The sequence below is a fragment of the uncultured Algibacter sp. genome, assembly GCF_905480415.1.
In the GTDB taxonomy this organism is placed as follows: Bacteria; Bacteroidota; Bacteroidia; order Flavobacteriales; family Flavobacteriaceae; genus Algibacter_B.
Genome location: NZ_CAJQQI010000131.1, coordinates 1 through 19,165 on the forward strand (window position 1 = coordinate 1; position 19,165 = coordinate 19,165).

A 19,165-nucleotide genomic window follows, 5' to 3' on the forward strand; every position below is an offset into this window, starting at 1 on the left:
TGTTTTAATGAAACTTGAAGAAGGCTCTACATCTACACCAGATGTTATTGTTAGTCATTCTGGTAGTGGATGGGAAGAACTTTCGTTTATTTTCACTTCTACAAGTAAATACTCAAAATTAGTAATATTTGTAGATGGGCCCGGCACAACAGATGGTACGTTCTATATGGACGATATTATACAAGTTAAATCGGCACCAGTAATTACTTTAAATGGAACCGATCCTTTGAGCATCTTAATTGGAGGTACATTTACAGATCCAGGAGCAACGGCTATAGATGGTTATGGTGTAGATATCACGAGTGATATTGTAATAGCAGGAGATATTGTAGATGAAAATACCGCAGGTACGTATATCATCACCTATAACGTTAGTGATGATACTGGTAAGGCAGCGTCTGAAGTAACAAGAACGGTTATAGTTGCTGCAGATATTGTAGCACCAATAATCACGTTAACTGGTAGTGACACAATCAATGTTACCCTTGGAGACGCATTTACGGATCCAGGAGCAACGGCTACGGATAATGTAGATGGAGATATTACTGCTAGCATTATAGTTGCAGGAGATACTGTAGATGTAAATACAGCTGGTACATATACTATAACCTACAACGTTAGTGATGTCGCTGGTAATCCCGCGACTGAAGTTACAAGAACAGTTATAGTGGCTGCACCTGGTGCATGTACCGCAGAAACTAATGAATCATATAGTGCTGCAGACTTAAATATGACTTTTCTAACAGACCCAAGTGCATTTATTATTTCGGATGGCGCTGGTTTTGAATGGATTGACAATCCTGATTCTGATAATGCTGTAAACACGTCTTGTAAAGTTGGGCAAATAACAAAAAGTGGACAGTTTCCTTATGACAATAATCAGTTTGATTTAGATGGGAAATTAGATTTTAACAACAATTCCGGTTTAAAAATAAAAGTGTGGTCTGGTTTAGCAGATACACAAGTTAGAATTAAACTAGAAGAGATAGGGAATTCAGGTAATAATATTGAACAAGAGTTAACAACTTCAGTAATCAGTGGATGGGAAGAATTAACATTTCCATTTTCTAGCGGAGATAGTGATAAGTTTAACAAAATTGTAATTTTCTTTGATTTAAATGAGAATAATACGGGCACTTATTATTTCGATGATTTGGCACTTTACGGCGACGGTGGTGGCACACCACCTTCTACTGATTGCACCGCTCCTCCTGCAGGCGACTTTATTGCCAATGGTGATTTTGAAGCAAATAACGGTGATGGTTGTGGTTGGTTATTTTTTGATGTTAATACTACCAATGGAGGCGAGTCTGTAGTTAGCAGTGCCGAAAGTAATGGTGGCACCTATTCTGCGAAAATTACTAGTGGACCATTTAATAATCCAGGTATTAAGAATGAAAGATTTGGCGCAGGAACAATTTCACCTAACCAGGCGCTTAATGTATCGTTAGACTCTAAAGTAGAATCTCTAGTAGATGGTGCTGTAGTTAATGTTCTAGCCTTTTCTGAAAGTGCTGTTAACGGAGAGCCTGCCATATTGCACAACCTTGGGTCTATAAATATAGCTCCAGGTGCATGGAACACTAATACGTTTACTTTTACTACTGGAGGCACTGTTTCTGGTGGGGTATCCTTATTAATTGAGGTTGTATGCGGCGGCGCAACAACTTGTGAAGGAATCGTATATATTGATAATGTTTCCGTTACTGTAAATTAATTTAATTAGAGATAATATTAATTATTTAAAAAAATAGAAATGATAATAAATAAGTAGAACATATTTAAAAAGGTTAGTTTTTTTAAGATTAACCTTTTTTCAAAAATTTATTTGTTCTTTATAAATTTGCCCCTTTAATTTTTTGTTATTCGTCATTTTTAAAACTTATTTATTACAATAAATTTAGTTAATACATGAAAATACAAACCAAAACAAACTATTTTAAACGGACAGTTAATGTATTGTTAATAACACTCATTGGATTTATATCGAACAAAAATAAGGGTGTAAATAATATAGCAGAAAATAAAGCACTATTGCTATATAAATAGGAGTTTTTTGTAGAGGTTAAATTTTTCAATTCCTATGGTTGATTATTTAGATTCGCGTAAATAATAAAATGACATGAAAATATTAAAAAAATCTTTTTCTTTGAAAAAACCGAGCATATTGTTATCTGTTTGGTTCTTATTTTCTGCTTGCGAGTCAAATACAAAAGCCACTTCTACATTAGTCGAAGTTGAGGATAACGTTTCATTAAATATAGAAACCATTAAAAGTCAAGTTTACACAACCGCGCACAGTACAAACTTAAAATTAACTTTAACGGATTCATTAAAATTTGAGGGATTCAAACAACCTTTGGAAACCGATGCTTCAATTATTGTTGATGTTACAAAAGAGTTTCAAACCTTTTTAGGTATTGGAGCGGCTTTAACAGATGCGTCAGCAGAAACATTTTATAAACTTACTGAAGCCAACCAAGCTAAATTTTTAGAGGCTTATTATAATCAAGAAAAAGGTATCGGTTACTCACTAGGGCGTACTATTATTCATAGTTGCGATTTTTCAACGTCAAGCTATACCTATATAGAAGAAGGCGATAAAGAACTTACAACCTTTAATATCGATCACGATAAAAAATATAGGCTTCCATTTACAAAAAAAGCTATTGAAGCTGCAGGAGGAAAATTAACCATGTACGCAAGTCCTTGGAGTCCTCCAGCATTCATGAAGTCGAATAATGATATGCTAAAAGGCGGTAAATTACTTCCTGAATTTTACCAACCTTGGGCAAATTATTACGCTAAATTTATTAAAGCATACGAAGCAGAAGGTATTCCTATTTGGGGATTAACCATTCAAAACGAACCTATGGCGGTTCAGCGTTGGGAATCTTGTATTTATACGGCAGAAGAAGAGCGCGATTTCTTAAAAAATTACTTAGGGCCTACTTTAGAAAAAGAAGGCTTAGGGGACAAAAATATTATTGTTTGGGATCATAATCGTGATTTATTATTTCAAAGAGCAAGCACTATTTTAAATGATCCAGAAGCCGCAAAGTATGTGTGGGGAACTGGATTTCATTGGTATGAAGATTGGAAAGACGGTATTCCTATGTTTGATGCGGTAAAACGCGTAAAAGAAACCTATCCAGATAAAAATTTAATTTTTACTGAAGGTTGTAATGAGAAGTATGACCTAAAAAGAATTGAAACCGAAGACCCAAAATTAGCAGAGCGTTATGGTAAATCGATGATTAACGATTTTAATAATGGTACGGTAGCTTGGACCGATTGGAATATACTTTTAGACCAAACAGGTGGTCCAAACCATGTTGGTAATTTGTGTTTTTCTCCAGTTCATGGAGATACGAATACAGGCGAATTAACATTCACTAATTCATACTACTATATCGGTCATTTTTCAAAGTTTATTCGCCCCGGTGCAAAACGTATTATAAGTGTATCTAGTGTCAATTCTTTACTAACTACAGGGTTTAAAAATAAAGATGGAAGTATTGTTTTAGTGGTTATGAATGATAGTGATAAAAAAATCGATTATAGTCTTACAACACAATCAAAAACGGCCATGTTAAAAATAGTGCCGCATTCAATTCAAACTATAGTATTAACCAACTAAAGAAATAGAAATGTCTAAAAAATTAATACTTATTGCGTTTGTAGTGTCCTTAGGGGGGTTCCTTTTTGGTTTTGATGCTGGTATTATTTCGGGTGTCATGTCTTATGCGGGTCCTGAATTTAATTTAAACGATATTCAATCAGGTTGGGTAGTCAGTTCACCATCATTTGCAGCTATGATTGCCATGATTTTCTCTGGACGATTAAGTGATATTGTTGGTCGAAAAAAAATACTCGTAGTTGTCGCTTTTTTATATGCAGTTTCGGCATTATTATCAGCGTACGCCATCTCTTATGAAATGCTTTATATAGCACGAATGATTGGTGGATTAGCGTTTGGAGCTGCATTGGTTTTAGCGCCAACGTATATAGCAGAAATTTCTACAGCCGAAAACAGAGGTAAACTAGTTTCAATTCAACAATTAAATATTGTACTTGGCTTTTTTGCAGCATTTTTAAGCAACTATTATTTCAATAAATACAATACATCTGGTGATTCTTTTTTTACAGACGAAAATGTATGGCGATGGATGCTTGGCGTAGAGTTGATTCCTGCAGTTTTGTATTTTATTTTCCTGTTTTTTATTCCGAAAAGTCCACGTTGGCTGTTTACAAAAAACAGAAATGAAGAAGCTAAAAAAGTTTTGGTGAGCGTCTATGGCGAAGTCAAAGCAACAGAAGAAGTTGATACTATTTTAAGTAGCTTAGAAGGTACGGTTTTAAAAGCCGTAGAAAAAGTAAAGCTCAAAGACCTATTTAAACCGGCATTAAGGTTTGTTTTAATAGTTGGCTTGGTGGTTGGCGTTTTACAACAAATAACAGGAATAAATGCTGTTTATTTTTATGCAACTTCCATTTTTAAACAAACAGGAATAGGAACAGATGCGGCTTTTGCCTCAGGTGTTTTGCTAAGTTCCATTACAGTAGTTTTCACATTTGTAGCCATGTATTTAATAGACCGCATGGGAAGACGGCCATTACTGTTATTCGGTACAGCTGGTATTGCAATAAGCCTTTTACTATGTGCTTATGGTTTTAAACAAGCAACGTATCAATTAACCTCAGAATCTATTACAGAATTAAAATTTGAAGGTGCCAACAAGCTATCAATTTACGTCGATAAAGTTTATAATAATGATGTGGATTTTAAAAACGATATGAAATCGGCTTTAGGAAATCAAGTATATTCTAAAAATGATGGGGATATTTTAGAAACAGCAACTATTATAAATGCAACCTTAGTATTAATAGGTGTTTTGGGCTTTATTGCTTGTTTTGCCTTTTCACTGGGACCTGTAATGTGGGTGTTATTATCTGAATTATTTCCAAATAAATATCGTGGATTTGCTATTGGTGTTATAGCCTTTGTAAACTCTTTTATAAGTTGGGTAGTGCAATTAATTTTTCCTTGGGAGTTATCAAATTTGGGTAACGCATTAACCTTTTTCATTTTTGGAGCCATAGCATGTATTGGATTTTTTGTTATGATAAAAATATTACCAGAAACCAAAGGAAAATCATTAGAACAAATAGAAAGAGAACTAGTTAGAGATTAAAAGGTTTACCGATGAAAAATATTTTTACAATATGTTTTTGTTTTATAGCTCTCATGGGATGTAAAAATGGTAATTCAAAACAGAATACAACAAAATTAGAATTAAATACATTAAAAAGTAAGGTGGCTAAAGTAACTATAAAGAATACCGAAGGTAAATACCAGTTATTAGTAAATAACGAACCCTTTTATATTAAAGGGGCGGGATTAGAGTTTGGTAATATTCCTGCTTTAGCAAAACACAATGGAAATTCATTTAGAACTTGGCGTACTGATAACGGAGAACAAAGCGGAAAAGAAGTTTTAGATGAGGCTCATAAATATGGGCTAATGGTTACCATGGGCATTGAAGTTGCCAGAGAACGCCATGGGTTTGATTATAATGATGAGGCTGCTGTAAAGGAGCAGAAAGAAAGAATAAGAAAAGAAGTATTAGAATTTAAAGACCACCCGTCTTTGTTAATTTGGGCTATAGGCAATGAACTGAATTTAAGATCAACCAACCCTAGAGTCTGGGATGCTGTTAACGACATTTCTAAAATGATTCATGACATTGATCCTAACCATCCTACTACAACGACCCTTGCGGGGATGTCGCAGCAAGACATAGAATATATTAAAGAACGCTGTAAAAATATTGACATACTATCTATTCAATTATACGGATCCATTGTAAAATTACCAAAATTTTTAAAAGATTTTGGTTGGATAGGGCCTTATATGGTTACAGAGTGGGGTGCTACTGGTCATTGGGAGGTGCCAAAAACATCTTGGGATATTCCTATTGAGGAAAATAGCTCTGTTAAAGCCGCTAACTATTTAAAAAGGCATCAAATTGCTATTGAATCGGATACCACACAATGCCTTGGATCTTATGTGTTTTTATGGGGACAAAAACAAGAACGTACACCAACATGGTATGGTGTTTTTTTAGAAGATGGTAAGGAAACAGAATCCGTAGATGTTATGCATTATATTTGGAGCAAAAAATGGCCGGAAAACAGAACCCCTCAAATAAAATCGTTCACTTTAAATAATAAAACAGCTTATCAAAGTGTCATTCTCAAACCTAATAAGGACGCAAAGGCAACTATTGATATAGTAGATTTTGAAAATAATACGATTAATTATTCTTGGGAGGTATTACGAGAAAGTACAGATTTAAAAGATGGTGGAGATAAAGAAAATCGTCCAGAAAGCATAGATGTTCAATTAACAAGAAATCAAAACAGAGAAATAAATTTTAAATTGTCTGGAAAAGGCAACTATCGTTTATTTGTATATGCAGATGATGGGTATAATCACGCTGCAACTGCAAATATTCCATTTAAAGTTGAATAAAAAATAACGAACCAACCTCAAATAATAAGAATGAGGTTTTATGATAAACCAAAACATAAAAAGTAAAAATTAATGAGCAGCAATACAATATATATAGGAAGCAAAAAAGCGTCTTTTGAAACCAAGGAGATCAAAGGGAAGCCTATAGAATTCGAAAACGAAGATTACTACAAAATATCTAATAGCGATGCCATGAGACCTTTTTTCATGAGCATTGTCAGCGATTCTAACCACTGGATGTTTATTTCAAGTAATGGTGGATTATCCGCAGGAAGAAAAGATAGTGAATCTTCACTTTTCCCTTATTATACAGACGATAAGATTACAGAATCTGCTGATATTACAGGTAGCAAAACGATTGTTCAAGTTCATTCTGAAGGAAAAACCTATTTATGGGAACCTCTTTCTGAAAGGTATTCAGGGATTTATAAAACCCAAAGAAATTTATATAAAAATAGCCTAGGAAACAAAGTTGTTTTTGAAGAAATCAATGAAGATTTAGGGTTGACTTTTAGATACGCATGGAATTCAAGCGACCAGTTTGGATTTGTAAAAAAATCTAGCTTAGTAAACAATACCAAAGAAAATATACAAGTAACTATATTAGATGGTATTCAAAACATTCTTCCTTACGGGGTGTCTGAAGATTTACAAAATAAGCGAAGCAACTTAGTAGACGCCTATAAAAAATGTGAGTTGGATGCTAACACGGGTATTGGTACTTATGCATTGAGTTCTATGATTGTAGATAAAGCAGAGCCTAGTGAAGCATTAAAAGCAACTGCTGCGTGGTCTGTAGGGATAGATAATGCAAAATATTTAGTCTCATCTTCTCAGTTAGACAATTTTAGAAAAGGTAAAGAGATCACTCAAGAAGTAGATGTAAAAGCAGAAAAAGGTGCTTACTTTATCTGTGCAGATTTAACATTAACATCAGGGTCTGAGAAAAGTTGGATGATTGTTGTAGATCTAAACCAAACAATGGTTACCATTAATGAGGTTTCTGAATTGATTAAAAGCGAGTCAGACCTTAATGCAGTAATTCAAAAAGATATAGAATTAGGATCTAAAAATCTATTAGAGTTAAATGCGGCTTCTGATGGGTTACAATTAACGGCTGATAAATTAAAAAACTCAAGACATTTTTCTAACACCCTATTTAATATTATGCGTGGTGGTATTTTTGATGATGGATATCAAATTGAAAAGTGGGATTTTGTAAAATATCTTGAAATTGCCAATAAAAAAGTATTCAAGAAAAAGGAAGATCTTCTAAAAAACCTTCCCGAACAATTTACACAAAGTGATTTAAAAAAATTAGCCGATCAGGATGAGGATAAAAATTTCAAAAGATTGGCTATTGAATATATGCCGCTTAAATTTAGTAGAAGGCATGGAGATCCAAGCAGACCATGGAATAAGTTTTCTATTAATACAACAAGTGAATCTGACGGTTCGAAAATATTGGATTACGAAGGAAACTGGAGAGATATTTTCCAAAACTGGGAAGCTTTAGCACATTCGTACCCAGAGTTTATTGAAAGTATGATTCATAAATTCTTAAATGCTACAACTTTTGATGGTTATAACCCATACCGAGTTACAAAAGATGGTTTTGATTGGGAAACAATCGAACCAGACGATCCATGGTCTTATATAGGCTATTGGGGGGATCATCAAATTATATATTTATTAAAGTTTTTAGAGTTTATTGAAAACCATTATCCTAATAAATTAGGAACTTATTTTAAACAAGATATTTTTGTGTATGCCAACGTGCCTTACAGAATAAAAAGTTATTCAGATATCTTGAAAAACCCGAAGGATACTATTGATTTTGATGTTGAGTCAAACGAAAAAATTGCTCAAAAAAGATTAGAACTAGGTGTTGATGGAGCCTTACTTAGAGATGAAAACTTTTTTATCTATAAAGTAAATCTTGTTGAAAAATTATTAGCAACCGTATTAGCAAAAGTATCTAACTTTATTCCAGAAGGCGGTATTTGGATGAATACACAAAGACCCGAATGGAACGATGCTAACAATGCATTGGTTGGAAACGGAGTTTCTATGGTAACCCTATACTATCTTAGACGCTTCTTAAATTTCTTTGAAGGTGTAGTAAAAAACATGTCTGATCAAGACAATGAAGTTTCTAAAGAATTAGCTGAATTCTTTAACAAAGTAGTAGACACTTTTAATGAAAACACACACATCCTTTCAGGTAAAGTATCAGATAAAGACAGAAAAAAAGTATTAGACGGCCTTGGAAATGCAGGTAGCGATTATAGAACAACCATTTATGAACATGGCTTTACAAGTGATAAAAGCACTATTTCTAAAAATGAGTTATTACAATTTTTAGAAATCTCTAAAAAATACTTGGATCACACCATAGACGCCAACAAAAGGGAAGACAACTTATTTCATGCTTACAATTTAATGACCGTAGAGAATGATTCAGAAGTTTCTCTATCTTACTTGCCTGAAATGTTAGAAGGTCAAGTGGCCGTATTAAGTTCTGGATATATTTCTGGAAAAGCGTCATTAGAGTTGTTGGATGCTTTAAGAAGTAGTGCTTTATTTAGACCAGATCAATACAGTTACGTTCTATATCCGAATAAAGAATTACCAAGATTTGATGTGAAAAATAATATTTCTTCTGATCAAGTTAAAGCATCTGCTTTGTTGCAACAACTTTTAGATCACGGAAACACACAGATTATTACAAAAGACATTCAAGGAATATACCATTTCAATGGAGCATTTAATAATGCAGATAGCTTAAAAGCTGCACTTTCTAAGCTACCGGAACAAGAATATGGGAGCCTAGTTGAAAAAGACACAGCATTGATTTTAGAAACTTTTGAAGATATTTTTGATCATAAAGCCTTTACAGGTCGCTCAGGAACATTCTTTGGTTATGAAGGGCTAGGTTCTATTTACTGGCACATGGTTTCAAAATTATTACTAAGTGTTCAGGAAACGTGTTTGCTTGCTATAGAAAACAATGAAAGTGATGTAGTTGTTGGGAAATTATTAGAACATTATTACGAAATTAATGAAGGTATTGGAGTGCATAAATCACCAGATTTATATGGGGCTGTACCAACAGATCCATATTCTCATACCCCTGCAACTAAAGGCGCACAGCAACCGGGTATGACTGGACAGGTTAAAGAAGATATTTTAAGCCGATTTGGAGAATTAGGAGTCTATGTCTCAGATGGAAAACTTTTATTTAATGCACGTTTATTGAGGCTAGAAGAATTTTTAGAAAGCTCAAAAATATTTAAATATATAGACGTTAATAAGGAAGCAAAAAATGTCGAATTAGAAAAAGATTCGCTCTGTTTTACCTATTGTCAAATTCCAATTATTTATAAACTGTCTAATAAGGAAGGTTTGAAAGTGGTTCTTAATCAAGGCACTGCAATAGAATTTGATACTTTAGAATTGAACTCAGAAACAAGTAAAAAAGTATTTGAAAGAACAGGAGAAATAAGTAAAATTATTGTTTCAGTTGTTAAATAGAGCACCTAGATGAAAAACAGGCATACACATATTATATTAAAACTTGCTTTAGTAGGTTTGTGTGTATGCTTTTAATTCTTATAACAACACACCATCAAATGAAATTGGAGATGGTCTTACTTATTAAATTCAAGTAAAAATGAGAATGAGCTTAAAAATAGCGCTATTACTAACCATTTTAATTGCAGCCATTGGATGTGCAACTAAGTTGAAAAAAGAAGAAAACCACGTGACTAAAGAAAAACATATAACAGCAGCAGATATTTTAGGAAACCCAGAATATTTAGCCATTTCTTATGGAGGGTATAGGCAGACGTCGAGAGACGTGCAACCTACAATTCCAGAATTAAAAGAGGACATGAAGATTCTTTCTGCTATGGGCGTAAAAATATTGCGTACATATAATGTACAGCTACAACATGCTCCCAATTTATTGAAAGCTATAAGTGAATTAAAAGAGGAGGATTCAAGCTTTAAAATGTATGTGATGCTTGGAGCTTGGATTGATTGTCAAAATGCTTGGACAGGCATGGAGCCTAATCACGATATTGAAAGTGAGCAGAACGCTGGTGAGATTGATCGTGCAGTCGCTTTGGCCAATAAGTATCCAGATATTGTAAAAATTATTGCTGTAGGTAATGAGGCTATGGTGCGTTGGGCGACAAGTTATTTTGTTCAACCAAATGTAATTTTAAAATGGGTTAATCATTTACAAGAATTAAAAAAGTCAGATAAACTTCCTAAGGACTTGTGGATTACAAGTTCAGATGATTTTTCATCTTGGGGAGGTGGAGATTCTAGCTATCATACGCCAGATTTAGAAAACCTTATAAAAGCGGTAGATTATATTTCTATGCACACCTACCCTATGCATAACTCACATTATAACCCGTGGTTTTGGATAGTTCCAGAAAATGAATATGAGTTGTCTGACTCAGAAAAAATTGAATCGGCAATGCTAAGAGCCAAAGAATTTGCAGTAAAGCAACATGATTCTATATCTAATTATATAAAAAGCTTAGGTGTTAATAAACCTATTCATATTGGAGAAACAGGTTGGGCAACAGTTTCTAATGGGCATTACGGAGTAAACGGTTCACAAGCTGCAGATGAATATAAAGCAGGCCGTTATTATCAATTGCTAAGAGAATGGACAAAAAAAGAAAAAATTTCATGTTTTTACTTTGAAGCTTTTGATGAACAATGGAAAGATGCTCAGAATGCTAATGGTTCAGAAAATCATTTCGGACTCATAAACCTAAAAGGTGAAGCAAAATATGCACTTTGGGATTTAGTTGATAAAGGCGTTTTTAATGGTTTAACTAGAGACGGACAAGAGATTAAAAAAACATATAATGGTGATAAAGACGCCCTTATTAAAGAGGTATTAGTGCCACCAACAGAATATGGTATGGTGCATAACTAAAAGATTTAAATACCGCAAAATGGTATGATAAAAGCGTTTGATTTATAAAACAGGAAATTGATGAAATATATATTTTTATTTAGTTTAGCATGGGTTGTTTTTTCTTGCAATAAGAAAACTAACATGGATGTAGTTTCTGTTTCTGAACGCCAAATTTTAGTAAATGAAAACCCTTATTTAATCAAAGGTATTTGCTACCACCCTGTACCAAAGGGAAGTAAAGATTTAAGTTTTAACAGTTTAGATCAAGACCTAGCTTTAATGGTAGAAGCAGGTATCAATACCATAAGAGTTTATGCTCCTATAGATAATAAAGATGTTCTTGATAAAATACATGACGCTGGACTTAAAGTTGTTATAGGGTTTGGGTATAATCAAGGAGGGCGTTTTGATATTTTATCAGGAACGTTTGTCGATTACATAAATACATTTAAAAACCATCCAGCCATATTAATGTGGGAATTAGGAAATGAATATAACTACCACCCAGAATGGTTTGAAGGCGATATAAAAAATTGGTATAAGGCTTTAAAAGAGGCTACGGATTTAGCACACGAAAATGACACTAACCATCCTGTAACCACTGCTCATGGTGATTTGCCAGATGCCTTAGCACTTTCTATATGCACCAACATAGATGTATGGGGAATGAACTCATATCGATGGGATAACCCTGAAGCTATTTTTTCAGAATGGGAAGCTTTAAGTCATAAACCTATGTATTTATCAGAAGCTGGTGGTGATAGTTATATGACTATTTCAAGAGATGGATATGAAGCAGGCAGCAATGAAAAAGCACAAGCCAATGCCAATAAAAATATTTTAAATGCGATATTCAAAAATCAAGATATATGCTCAGGCGTTACCATGTTCTCGTTTACCGATGGCTGGTGGAAAGCAGGAAACCCTGAAAAACAAGACCCGGGTGGCTGGGCGCCAAATAGCAGCGGTGTACCATATGACGGCGCTCCCAATGAAGAGTATTGGGGCATGGTGGATATCGATAGAAACAAGAAAGAAGCTTTTGAGATTATAAGCACCAAGTATTTAAAGTTAAAAGACTAAATATGAAGACACGTAATTACATTTTAGGCATTATCGCTATGGCATTTTTAACAAATTGTAATACAGAAAGTAATAAGCTAAATATTGAGGTTTTTGAAACTTCGGCTAGTGGAAATAAGCTTTCAAAACTTACAGAATTTCAAAGCTCAGATGTTAAAACAACAATTGAGCTTGTACCGGAGGAAACGTTTCAAACCATTACTGGTTTTGGTGGCGCTTTTACTGAGTCATCCGCTTATTTATTAAACAAACTGAGCAAAGAAAATAGAGATACTATTTTAAAAGCCTATTTTTCTAAAGAGGGTGCTAGATATTCGCTTACTAGAACACACATGAATTCGTGTGATTTTTCGCTTTCCAATTATTCATACGCTCCAGTTGAAGATGACATAAGTCTAGAGCACTTTTCTATTCAAGAAGATAAAGATGATTTAATTCCTATGATTAAAGATGCTATGGCGGTATCTGAAGACGGATTTAAAATATTTGCATCACCCTGGACCGCTGCGCCATGGATGAAAGACAATAACAATTGGGTTGGCGGAAAGTTGCTACCCAAATATTATGACACGTGGGCTTTATTCTTTTCAAAATACCTTGATGCTTATAAAGGAGAGGGGATAGATATTTGGGGTTTTACGGTTGAAAATGAACCCATGGGTAATGGAGATAATTGGGAAAGTATGCATTATTCTCCTGATGAAATGACAAATTTTGTACAAAATTATTTAGGTCCAAAACTTGAGGCGGACGGCAAAGGAAATGTTAAGATTTTGGGGTTCGATCAAAATCGAGCACATTTAAAAGATTGGGTTGACTCTATGTATAAAAATGAAGCAACTTCAAAGTATTTTGATGGAACAGCCATTCATTGGTATGATAGTACTTTTGAAATTTATCCAAAAGAATTACAGAATGCTCATAACAAAGCACCTAATAAACTTTTAATTCAAACGGAAGCCTGTGTGGATTCTGAAGTGCCAAAATGGAAAGATGATGCTTGGTATTGGAGTAAAGAGGCTACAGATTGGGGCTGGGATTGGGCTCCAGCAGATCAAAAACATTTACACCGTAAGTATGTGCCAGTATATCGCTACGCTAGAGATATTATTGGATGCCTAAATAATTGGGTTGATGGATGGGTAGACTGGAATATGGTTTTAGATACACAAGGCGGTCCTAACTGGTTTAAAAATTGGTGTGTTGCCCCTATCATAGTAGACCCAGATAAAGACGAAGTTTACTTTACCCCTATCTATTATACCATGGCTCATTTCAGTAAATACATAAGACCAGAAGCAAAAGTAATTAAAGTTAATAATACAGATGACAACTTAATGGTTACGGCGGCTAAAAACCCAGACCAAACTATAGCTGTAGTCGTTTTTAACCAAACGCAAGAGGCAAAAAGTATACATCTTGTTTTAAACGATAAGTCTGTAGATATTTCTATTAGCCCACAAGCCATACAAACAATAACAATACCAAGTATACAATAACTAAAAAACTAACTAACTAAAACTTTAATAATATGAAACACACTGTAACGCCTTTAAAAGATATAGTGCCATTAGGTCAGAAAATGGCCTTCGGATCAGGACACTTAGTACTTAATTTATTACCAGGAGCATTAGCAGTTTTTATGTTCTTTTTAGTAACGGCCTTTGGAATGGATCCGTGGTTAGCAGGTTTGTTAGGTGGTTTGCCTAGAATATTCGATGCTCTTACTGACCCTATAATGGGTTTTATTTCGGATAATACGAAGTCGAAATGGGGAAGACGCCGACCATATATTTTCGTTGGAGCTATTTTAAGTGGAATATTGTTTGCCCTTTTATTCCAACTGAGTGAAGACAATTCGGTTATGTTTAACTTTTGGTATTTCCTTCTAATGTCTTTATTGTTTCTCGTTGGAAACACTATGTATGCTACACCATTGGTAGGTTTAGGCTATGAAATGACTTCCGATTATAATGAGCGCACACGATTAATGGCATTTGCAAACACGGTTGGACAAATTGCCTGGATGTTAGTGCCTTGGTTTTGGGTAATTATTGCAGATCCTACGGTCTTTCCTATAAGTGAAGAAGCATTAATATCTATTGGAGAAATGGGGCTTTCTGGAGACGAATTGATAAAAACAACAACAGAGAAATTACAAGGTACAGGAGTTCGTAAATTGTCATTAATAGTTGGTTTGGTTTGTGCAGTACTTGGTGTTTTACCTGCATTATTCTGTAAGGGGCTTGATGCTGGGAAAATGGAAAATAGAAAAGAAATAGGTCTTAAAACATTATCATCTAATTTCAAAGAATTAGGACAAGGTATAAAGGAAGTGTTTAAAAACAAACCTTTTATGAAGTTATGTGGCGCTACATTTTTAGTGTTTAATGGATTTCAAATGGTGGCTTCGTTTAGTTTTTTCATAATTGTATTTTACATTTATAATGGTGATTATGGTCAAGCAGGTACTTGGCCAGCTTGGTTTGCTTCACTTACTGCAATAATAACTGCCTTTATGGTTATTCCTATCATTTCTGCTATTGCTAATAAATGGGGAAAGCGGAAAGCTTTTATTATCTCTACTGTGATTTCTATTATTGGTTACTGTCTTAAATGGTGGGGGTTTGATAATTCCTTAAACGCACAATTCAATCAGTCGGCTGCCGGTAAAGGGTTAAACAATTTTGTGGTTTCAATATTTGATGCAATCAATCCTTTTTTAGATAGCATTGGTATGTCATGGTTTAGTATGGACACCAGTTTAGGAGGTCCATGGCTCATGTTCTTACCTATTCCGTTTATGGCTTTTGGTTTAGGAGGCTTATTTACCTTGATGATGAGTATGACAGCTGATGTGTGTGATTTAGATGAGTTAGAAAATGGAATGCCACGTAAAGAAGGGACTTTCGGTGCCATATACTGGTGGTTTGTAAAGTTGGGGCAGGCAATAGCTTTAGTCCTTGGAGGAGCAATATTAAGTTTAGTTGGTTTCGACGAAGGTGCTGTGACTCAATCAGCAGAGACCATGACAAGGTTACGAATAGCAGATATTGTTATACCAGCTGCCACTGCGGCTATTGCTGTTTGGATTATGTGGAAATATAATTTAAATGAAACTAGATCAAGAGAAATAAAAATAGAATTAGTAGCGCGCAGAGGCGAACTATAATTGAAAATAATAATGTAGATTAAAAAGATATGTCGTCATTTAGAAAGTATAAAATCAAGTCATTAGCAGGATTAAATCTTGAAAATAAAACTACAAAAGGCTTAGAGAATTTATTCAAAAAAACATTAAAGAATGGGATGCATGGGCTATGTTTCAGCCCGTATGAAGAAGGTCAAGAACCCGGTGACCAAATGACTGAAAAACAGATTAGAAGGCGAATGAAAATTATTAAGCCTTATACGAAGTGGATTCGTTCGTTCTCGTGTACAGATGGTAATGAGGCCATTCCACGAATTGCTAAAGAATATGGCATTAAAACATTAGTGGGTGCATGGTTAGGTGATGATGACGAAATTAATAAAAGGGAAATAGCGGGGCTTATTAAACTAGCAAAAGAAGGTTATGTGGATATCGCAGCTGTAGGTAATGAAGTGATGTATCGAGGCGATTTAACGGAAGATGAGCTTTTAGATTTTATGTATGAAGTGAAAGAAGCGGTTCCAACTGTGCCAATGGGTTATGTAGACGCCTATTATGAGTTTAGCCACAGACCAAAAATCACAGAGGCTTGCGATGTTATATTAGCAAATTGCTACCCGTATTGGGAAGGCTGTAGTTTGGAATATTCTTTGCTTTACATGAAGGATATGTATAATCAAGCAGTAAGTGCCGGGAATGGTAAAAAAGTTATTATAACAGAAACAGGTTGGCCTTCTGCAGGCGAAGGACTTGATGGTGCACATCCATCGCATGAAAATGCGATAAAGTATTTTATTAATTCACAAGTATGGTCTGAAGAAAGCGATACAGAGATGTTCTACTTTTCATCTTTTGATGAATCATGGAAAGTAGGTACTGAGGGTGTTGTTGGAGCTTTTTGGGGCTTATGGGACAAAAACGAGAAGCTAAAATTTTAGTTGGTTATAACAGCCGACAATTCTTTATAGTTCTATGATAATAAAGACAAGTTACAGGTCTTAATAAGGTCTGTATTATACCTGTGTTTATGGTCAGTAGGGTTGCAGTCATATAGGGAAATTGGGGTCTTATCGAATATATTGTTTCAAATTAGAATCCAAATAGTTTTTATTGTTTATTACCGGAGGAACTTAACCAACATCAAATGAAATATACAAAAGAGTTAGGCTTAGATTCAGGTAAAGCAATTTGCTATTCTGGGTTTAGAGAAGGACAACGGCCTGGAGACGTGTTTCCAAGCTATGAAGAAATAAAGGAAGATCTTTTAATTTTACAAAATGAATGGAAATACCTCCGTTTATATGACTGTGATAAACATTCCGAGATTGTACTTGAGGTTATAGTAAAGGAGAATTTTGACTTTAAGGTGATGCTTGGAGCTTATATTGGGGCTGAAGCTAATAATTATGGTTGCCCTTGGGGCGGCTCATTTTCTGAGGATCAATTAGAAATCAATAAGGTTACAAATGAAAATCAAATTAAAAAACTGATTCGTTTGGCAAACCAATATCCTGATATTATTTTCTCTTTGTCTGCAGGTAATGAAGCATGTGTGGACTGGACAGATCATTATGTGCCTGTTGAAAGTGTTATTAATTATGTAAGGATGATTAAAAAAGGCGCCAAACAACCGGTAACCTTTTGTGAAAATTACTTGCCATGGCTTGATAAACTTAAAGATTTAGTGGATGAAGTCGATTTTATATCTATTCATACTTATCCAGTTTGGGAATATAAAAATATTCACGAGGCTATGGAATATACCAAGCAAAATTTCTACTCCGTAGCAAATAAATATCCTGATAAATTAGTAGTCATTACTGAAGCTGGCTGGACAACCTTTTCAAATGGAAAGGGAATATGCCCAAGTAACGTAAGCGAAGAGCATCAAGACATTTATTATAATGATTTAATAACTTGGTGCCAAGAAGATGATATTCTAACCTTTGTATTTGAGGCTTTTGATGAACCATGGAAAGGATCTCCTGAAGCACATGAGCCCGAGAAACATTGGGGATTATTTAAAGTAGATCGATCTCCAAAATTAGTGATGGCTAAGTATAAACCTGTTCTAATTTAATACACCTTATTTTAGCCCATAAAGTAGACAATACATAAATTTTCAATATATTTATTGTTTACTTTATCACGCTATGAAAAAGCATTTCTTATATTTTAAAACAAGCCTTTTATTAGGTGTTTTAATGGTTGCATGTAATGGACCTCAAAGGGATCTTTACCCAAAAACCCTTGTTGGTGGATTTCAATTACTCGATTCTGAAACAACGGGAATTGATTTTAATAATGCCATTAAAGAAACCGAAAGTTTTAATCACTTCTATTATGCTCAAATATATAATGGAGCGGGTGTCGCGATAGGTGATTTAAATAACGATGGCTTGCCAGAGGTTTTCTTTTGCGGAAACCAAGTAAGCGATCGACTTTACTTGAACAAAGGAGGTTTTGTATTTGAGGATATTACTAAAAAATCTAGAGCGGCAAGGAACTCTGGATGGTCGTGGGGCGTTACTATGGCTGATATAAATTCAGATGGTTATCTGGATATTTATATCAGTAGAAATGGCGAATCTATGAACCCAGAAGATCGTAAAAATCAGCTTTATATAAATAATCAAGATTTAACGTTTACAGAATCGGCTATGGCTTATGGTTTAGCTGATGCTGGTTATTCTACGCAGGCCGTTTTTTTTGATATGGATAATGATGGTGATTTAGATATGTATCAAGTGAATCAACCTGCAGACCAAAAATTATTTATACGTTATAATATTACCGCAGAAAACTCTAAATTTTTTACACATAAATTATATAGAAACGATAACGGAAGGTATCGTGATGTCTCTTTCAAATCTGGCCTTTCTCAAATTTTCGCTTATGGATTAAGTGTCAATGCTTCAGATTTGGATAATGATGGTTGGATAGACTTATATGTTGCAAACGACTATGACGAACCCGACTTTATGTATCGTAACAATAAGGACGGTACGTTTACAAATGTGATTAACAATAATTTGAAACACATTTCTAGATTTAGTATGGGTTCAGATACAGGTGATATTAATAATGATGGGTTAACTGATATTATGACACTCGAAATGGCGGCTGATGACCACTTTCGATCAAAAACGAATATGGGTTCCATGTCGACAGAAGACTTCAATACGATAGTTAGTTTAGGATATCATTATCAATATATGTCAAATACCCTTCAATTAAATACAGGTGTTGGTACTTTTTCTGATATTTCAAATGTTGCAGGTGTAGCTAAGACAGATTGGAGTTGGGGTGGTTTATTTGTAGATCTAGATAATGACGGGTTAAAAGATATAGTGATATCTAATGGCGTTAAAAAAGATGTTAGAAATAATGATTATTTATCAATTGTAAACAACTTAGATGAGAACATTTCTGTAAAAGAATTTTTCAATATAAG

General features: G+C 34.3%; 12 protein-coding genes. All 12 read left to right on the forward strand.

What is annotated here, in order from left to right:
- Positions 1-1,717 (forward strand): DUF5011 domain-containing protein (locus QZ260_RS08900; RefSeq protein WP_295985202.1); only part of this gene is annotated, 1,717 nt, incomplete at its 5' end.
- A gap of 405 nt (positions 1,718-2,122) precedes the next feature.
- Complete coding sequence (locus tag QZ260_RS08905) at positions 2,123-3,640, forward strand: glycoside hydrolase family 30 beta sandwich domain-containing protein (protein WP_295985205.1); 1,518 nt, start codon at positions 2,123-2,125, stop codon at positions 3,638-3,640.
- Between the two features lie 10 nt (positions 3,641-3,650).
- Entirely contained in the window at positions 3,651-5,195 is a 1,545-nt protein-coding gene (locus QZ260_RS08910; protein WP_295985209.1) for a sugar porter family MFS transporter, read from the forward strand.
- 11 nt (positions 5,196-5,206) lie between these two features.
- Entirely contained in the window at positions 5,207-6,535 is a 1,329-nt protein-coding gene (locus QZ260_RS08915; protein WP_295985211.1) for a glycoside hydrolase family 2 TIM barrel-domain containing protein, read from the forward strand.
- A 72-nt stretch (positions 6,536-6,607) separates the two neighbouring features.
- Complete coding sequence (locus QZ260_RS08920) at positions 6,608-10,069, forward strand: hypothetical protein (protein ID WP_295985213.1); 3,462 nt, start codon at positions 6,608-6,610, stop codon at positions 10,067-10,069.
- 145 nt (positions 10,070-10,214) lie between these two features.
- Positions 10,215-11,495 (forward strand): glycosyl hydrolase family 17 protein, encoded by a 1,281-nt coding sequence (locus tag QZ260_RS08925; RefSeq protein ID WP_295985233.1) that lies wholly within the window; start codon positions 10,215-10,217, stop codon positions 11,493-11,495.
- A 60-nt stretch (positions 11,496-11,555) separates the two neighbouring features.
- Positions 11,556-12,560: a glycoside hydrolase family 2 TIM barrel-domain containing protein gene (locus tag QZ260_RS08930; RefSeq protein WP_295985215.1), complete on the forward strand. Its 1,005-nt coding sequence runs from the start codon at positions 11,556-11,558 to the stop codon at positions 12,558-12,560.
- 2 nt (positions 12,561-12,562) lie between these two features.
- Entirely contained in the window at positions 12,563-14,059 is a 1,497-nt protein-coding gene (locus QZ260_RS08935; RefSeq protein WP_295985219.1) for a glycoside hydrolase family 30 protein, read from the forward strand.
- A gap of 32 nt (positions 14,060-14,091) precedes the next feature.
- The gene (locus QZ260_RS08940; protein WP_295985221.1) at positions 14,092-15,732 is read left to right on the forward strand and encodes an MFS transporter; all 1,641 of its coding nucleotides are present in this window, start codon (positions 14,092-14,094) and stop codon (positions 15,730-15,732) included.
- Positions 15,733-15,761: 29 nt separating this feature from the next.
- A complete protein-coding gene (locus QZ260_RS08945) occupies positions 15,762-16,649 on the forward strand; it encodes a glycosyl hydrolase family 17 protein (RefSeq protein ID WP_295985223.1) in 888 nt (295 codons plus the stop codon).
- A gap of 206 nt (positions 16,650-16,855) precedes the next feature.
- The gene (locus QZ260_RS08950) at positions 16,856-17,791 is read left to right on the forward strand and encodes a hypothetical protein (protein ID WP_295985228.1); all 936 of its coding nucleotides are present in this window, start codon (positions 16,856-16,858) and stop codon (positions 17,789-17,791) included.
- A 73-nt stretch (positions 17,792-17,864) separates the two neighbouring features.
- Positions 17,865-19,165 (forward strand): VCBS repeat-containing protein (locus QZ260_RS08955; RefSeq protein WP_295985231.1); only part of this gene is annotated, 1,301 nt, incomplete at its 3' end.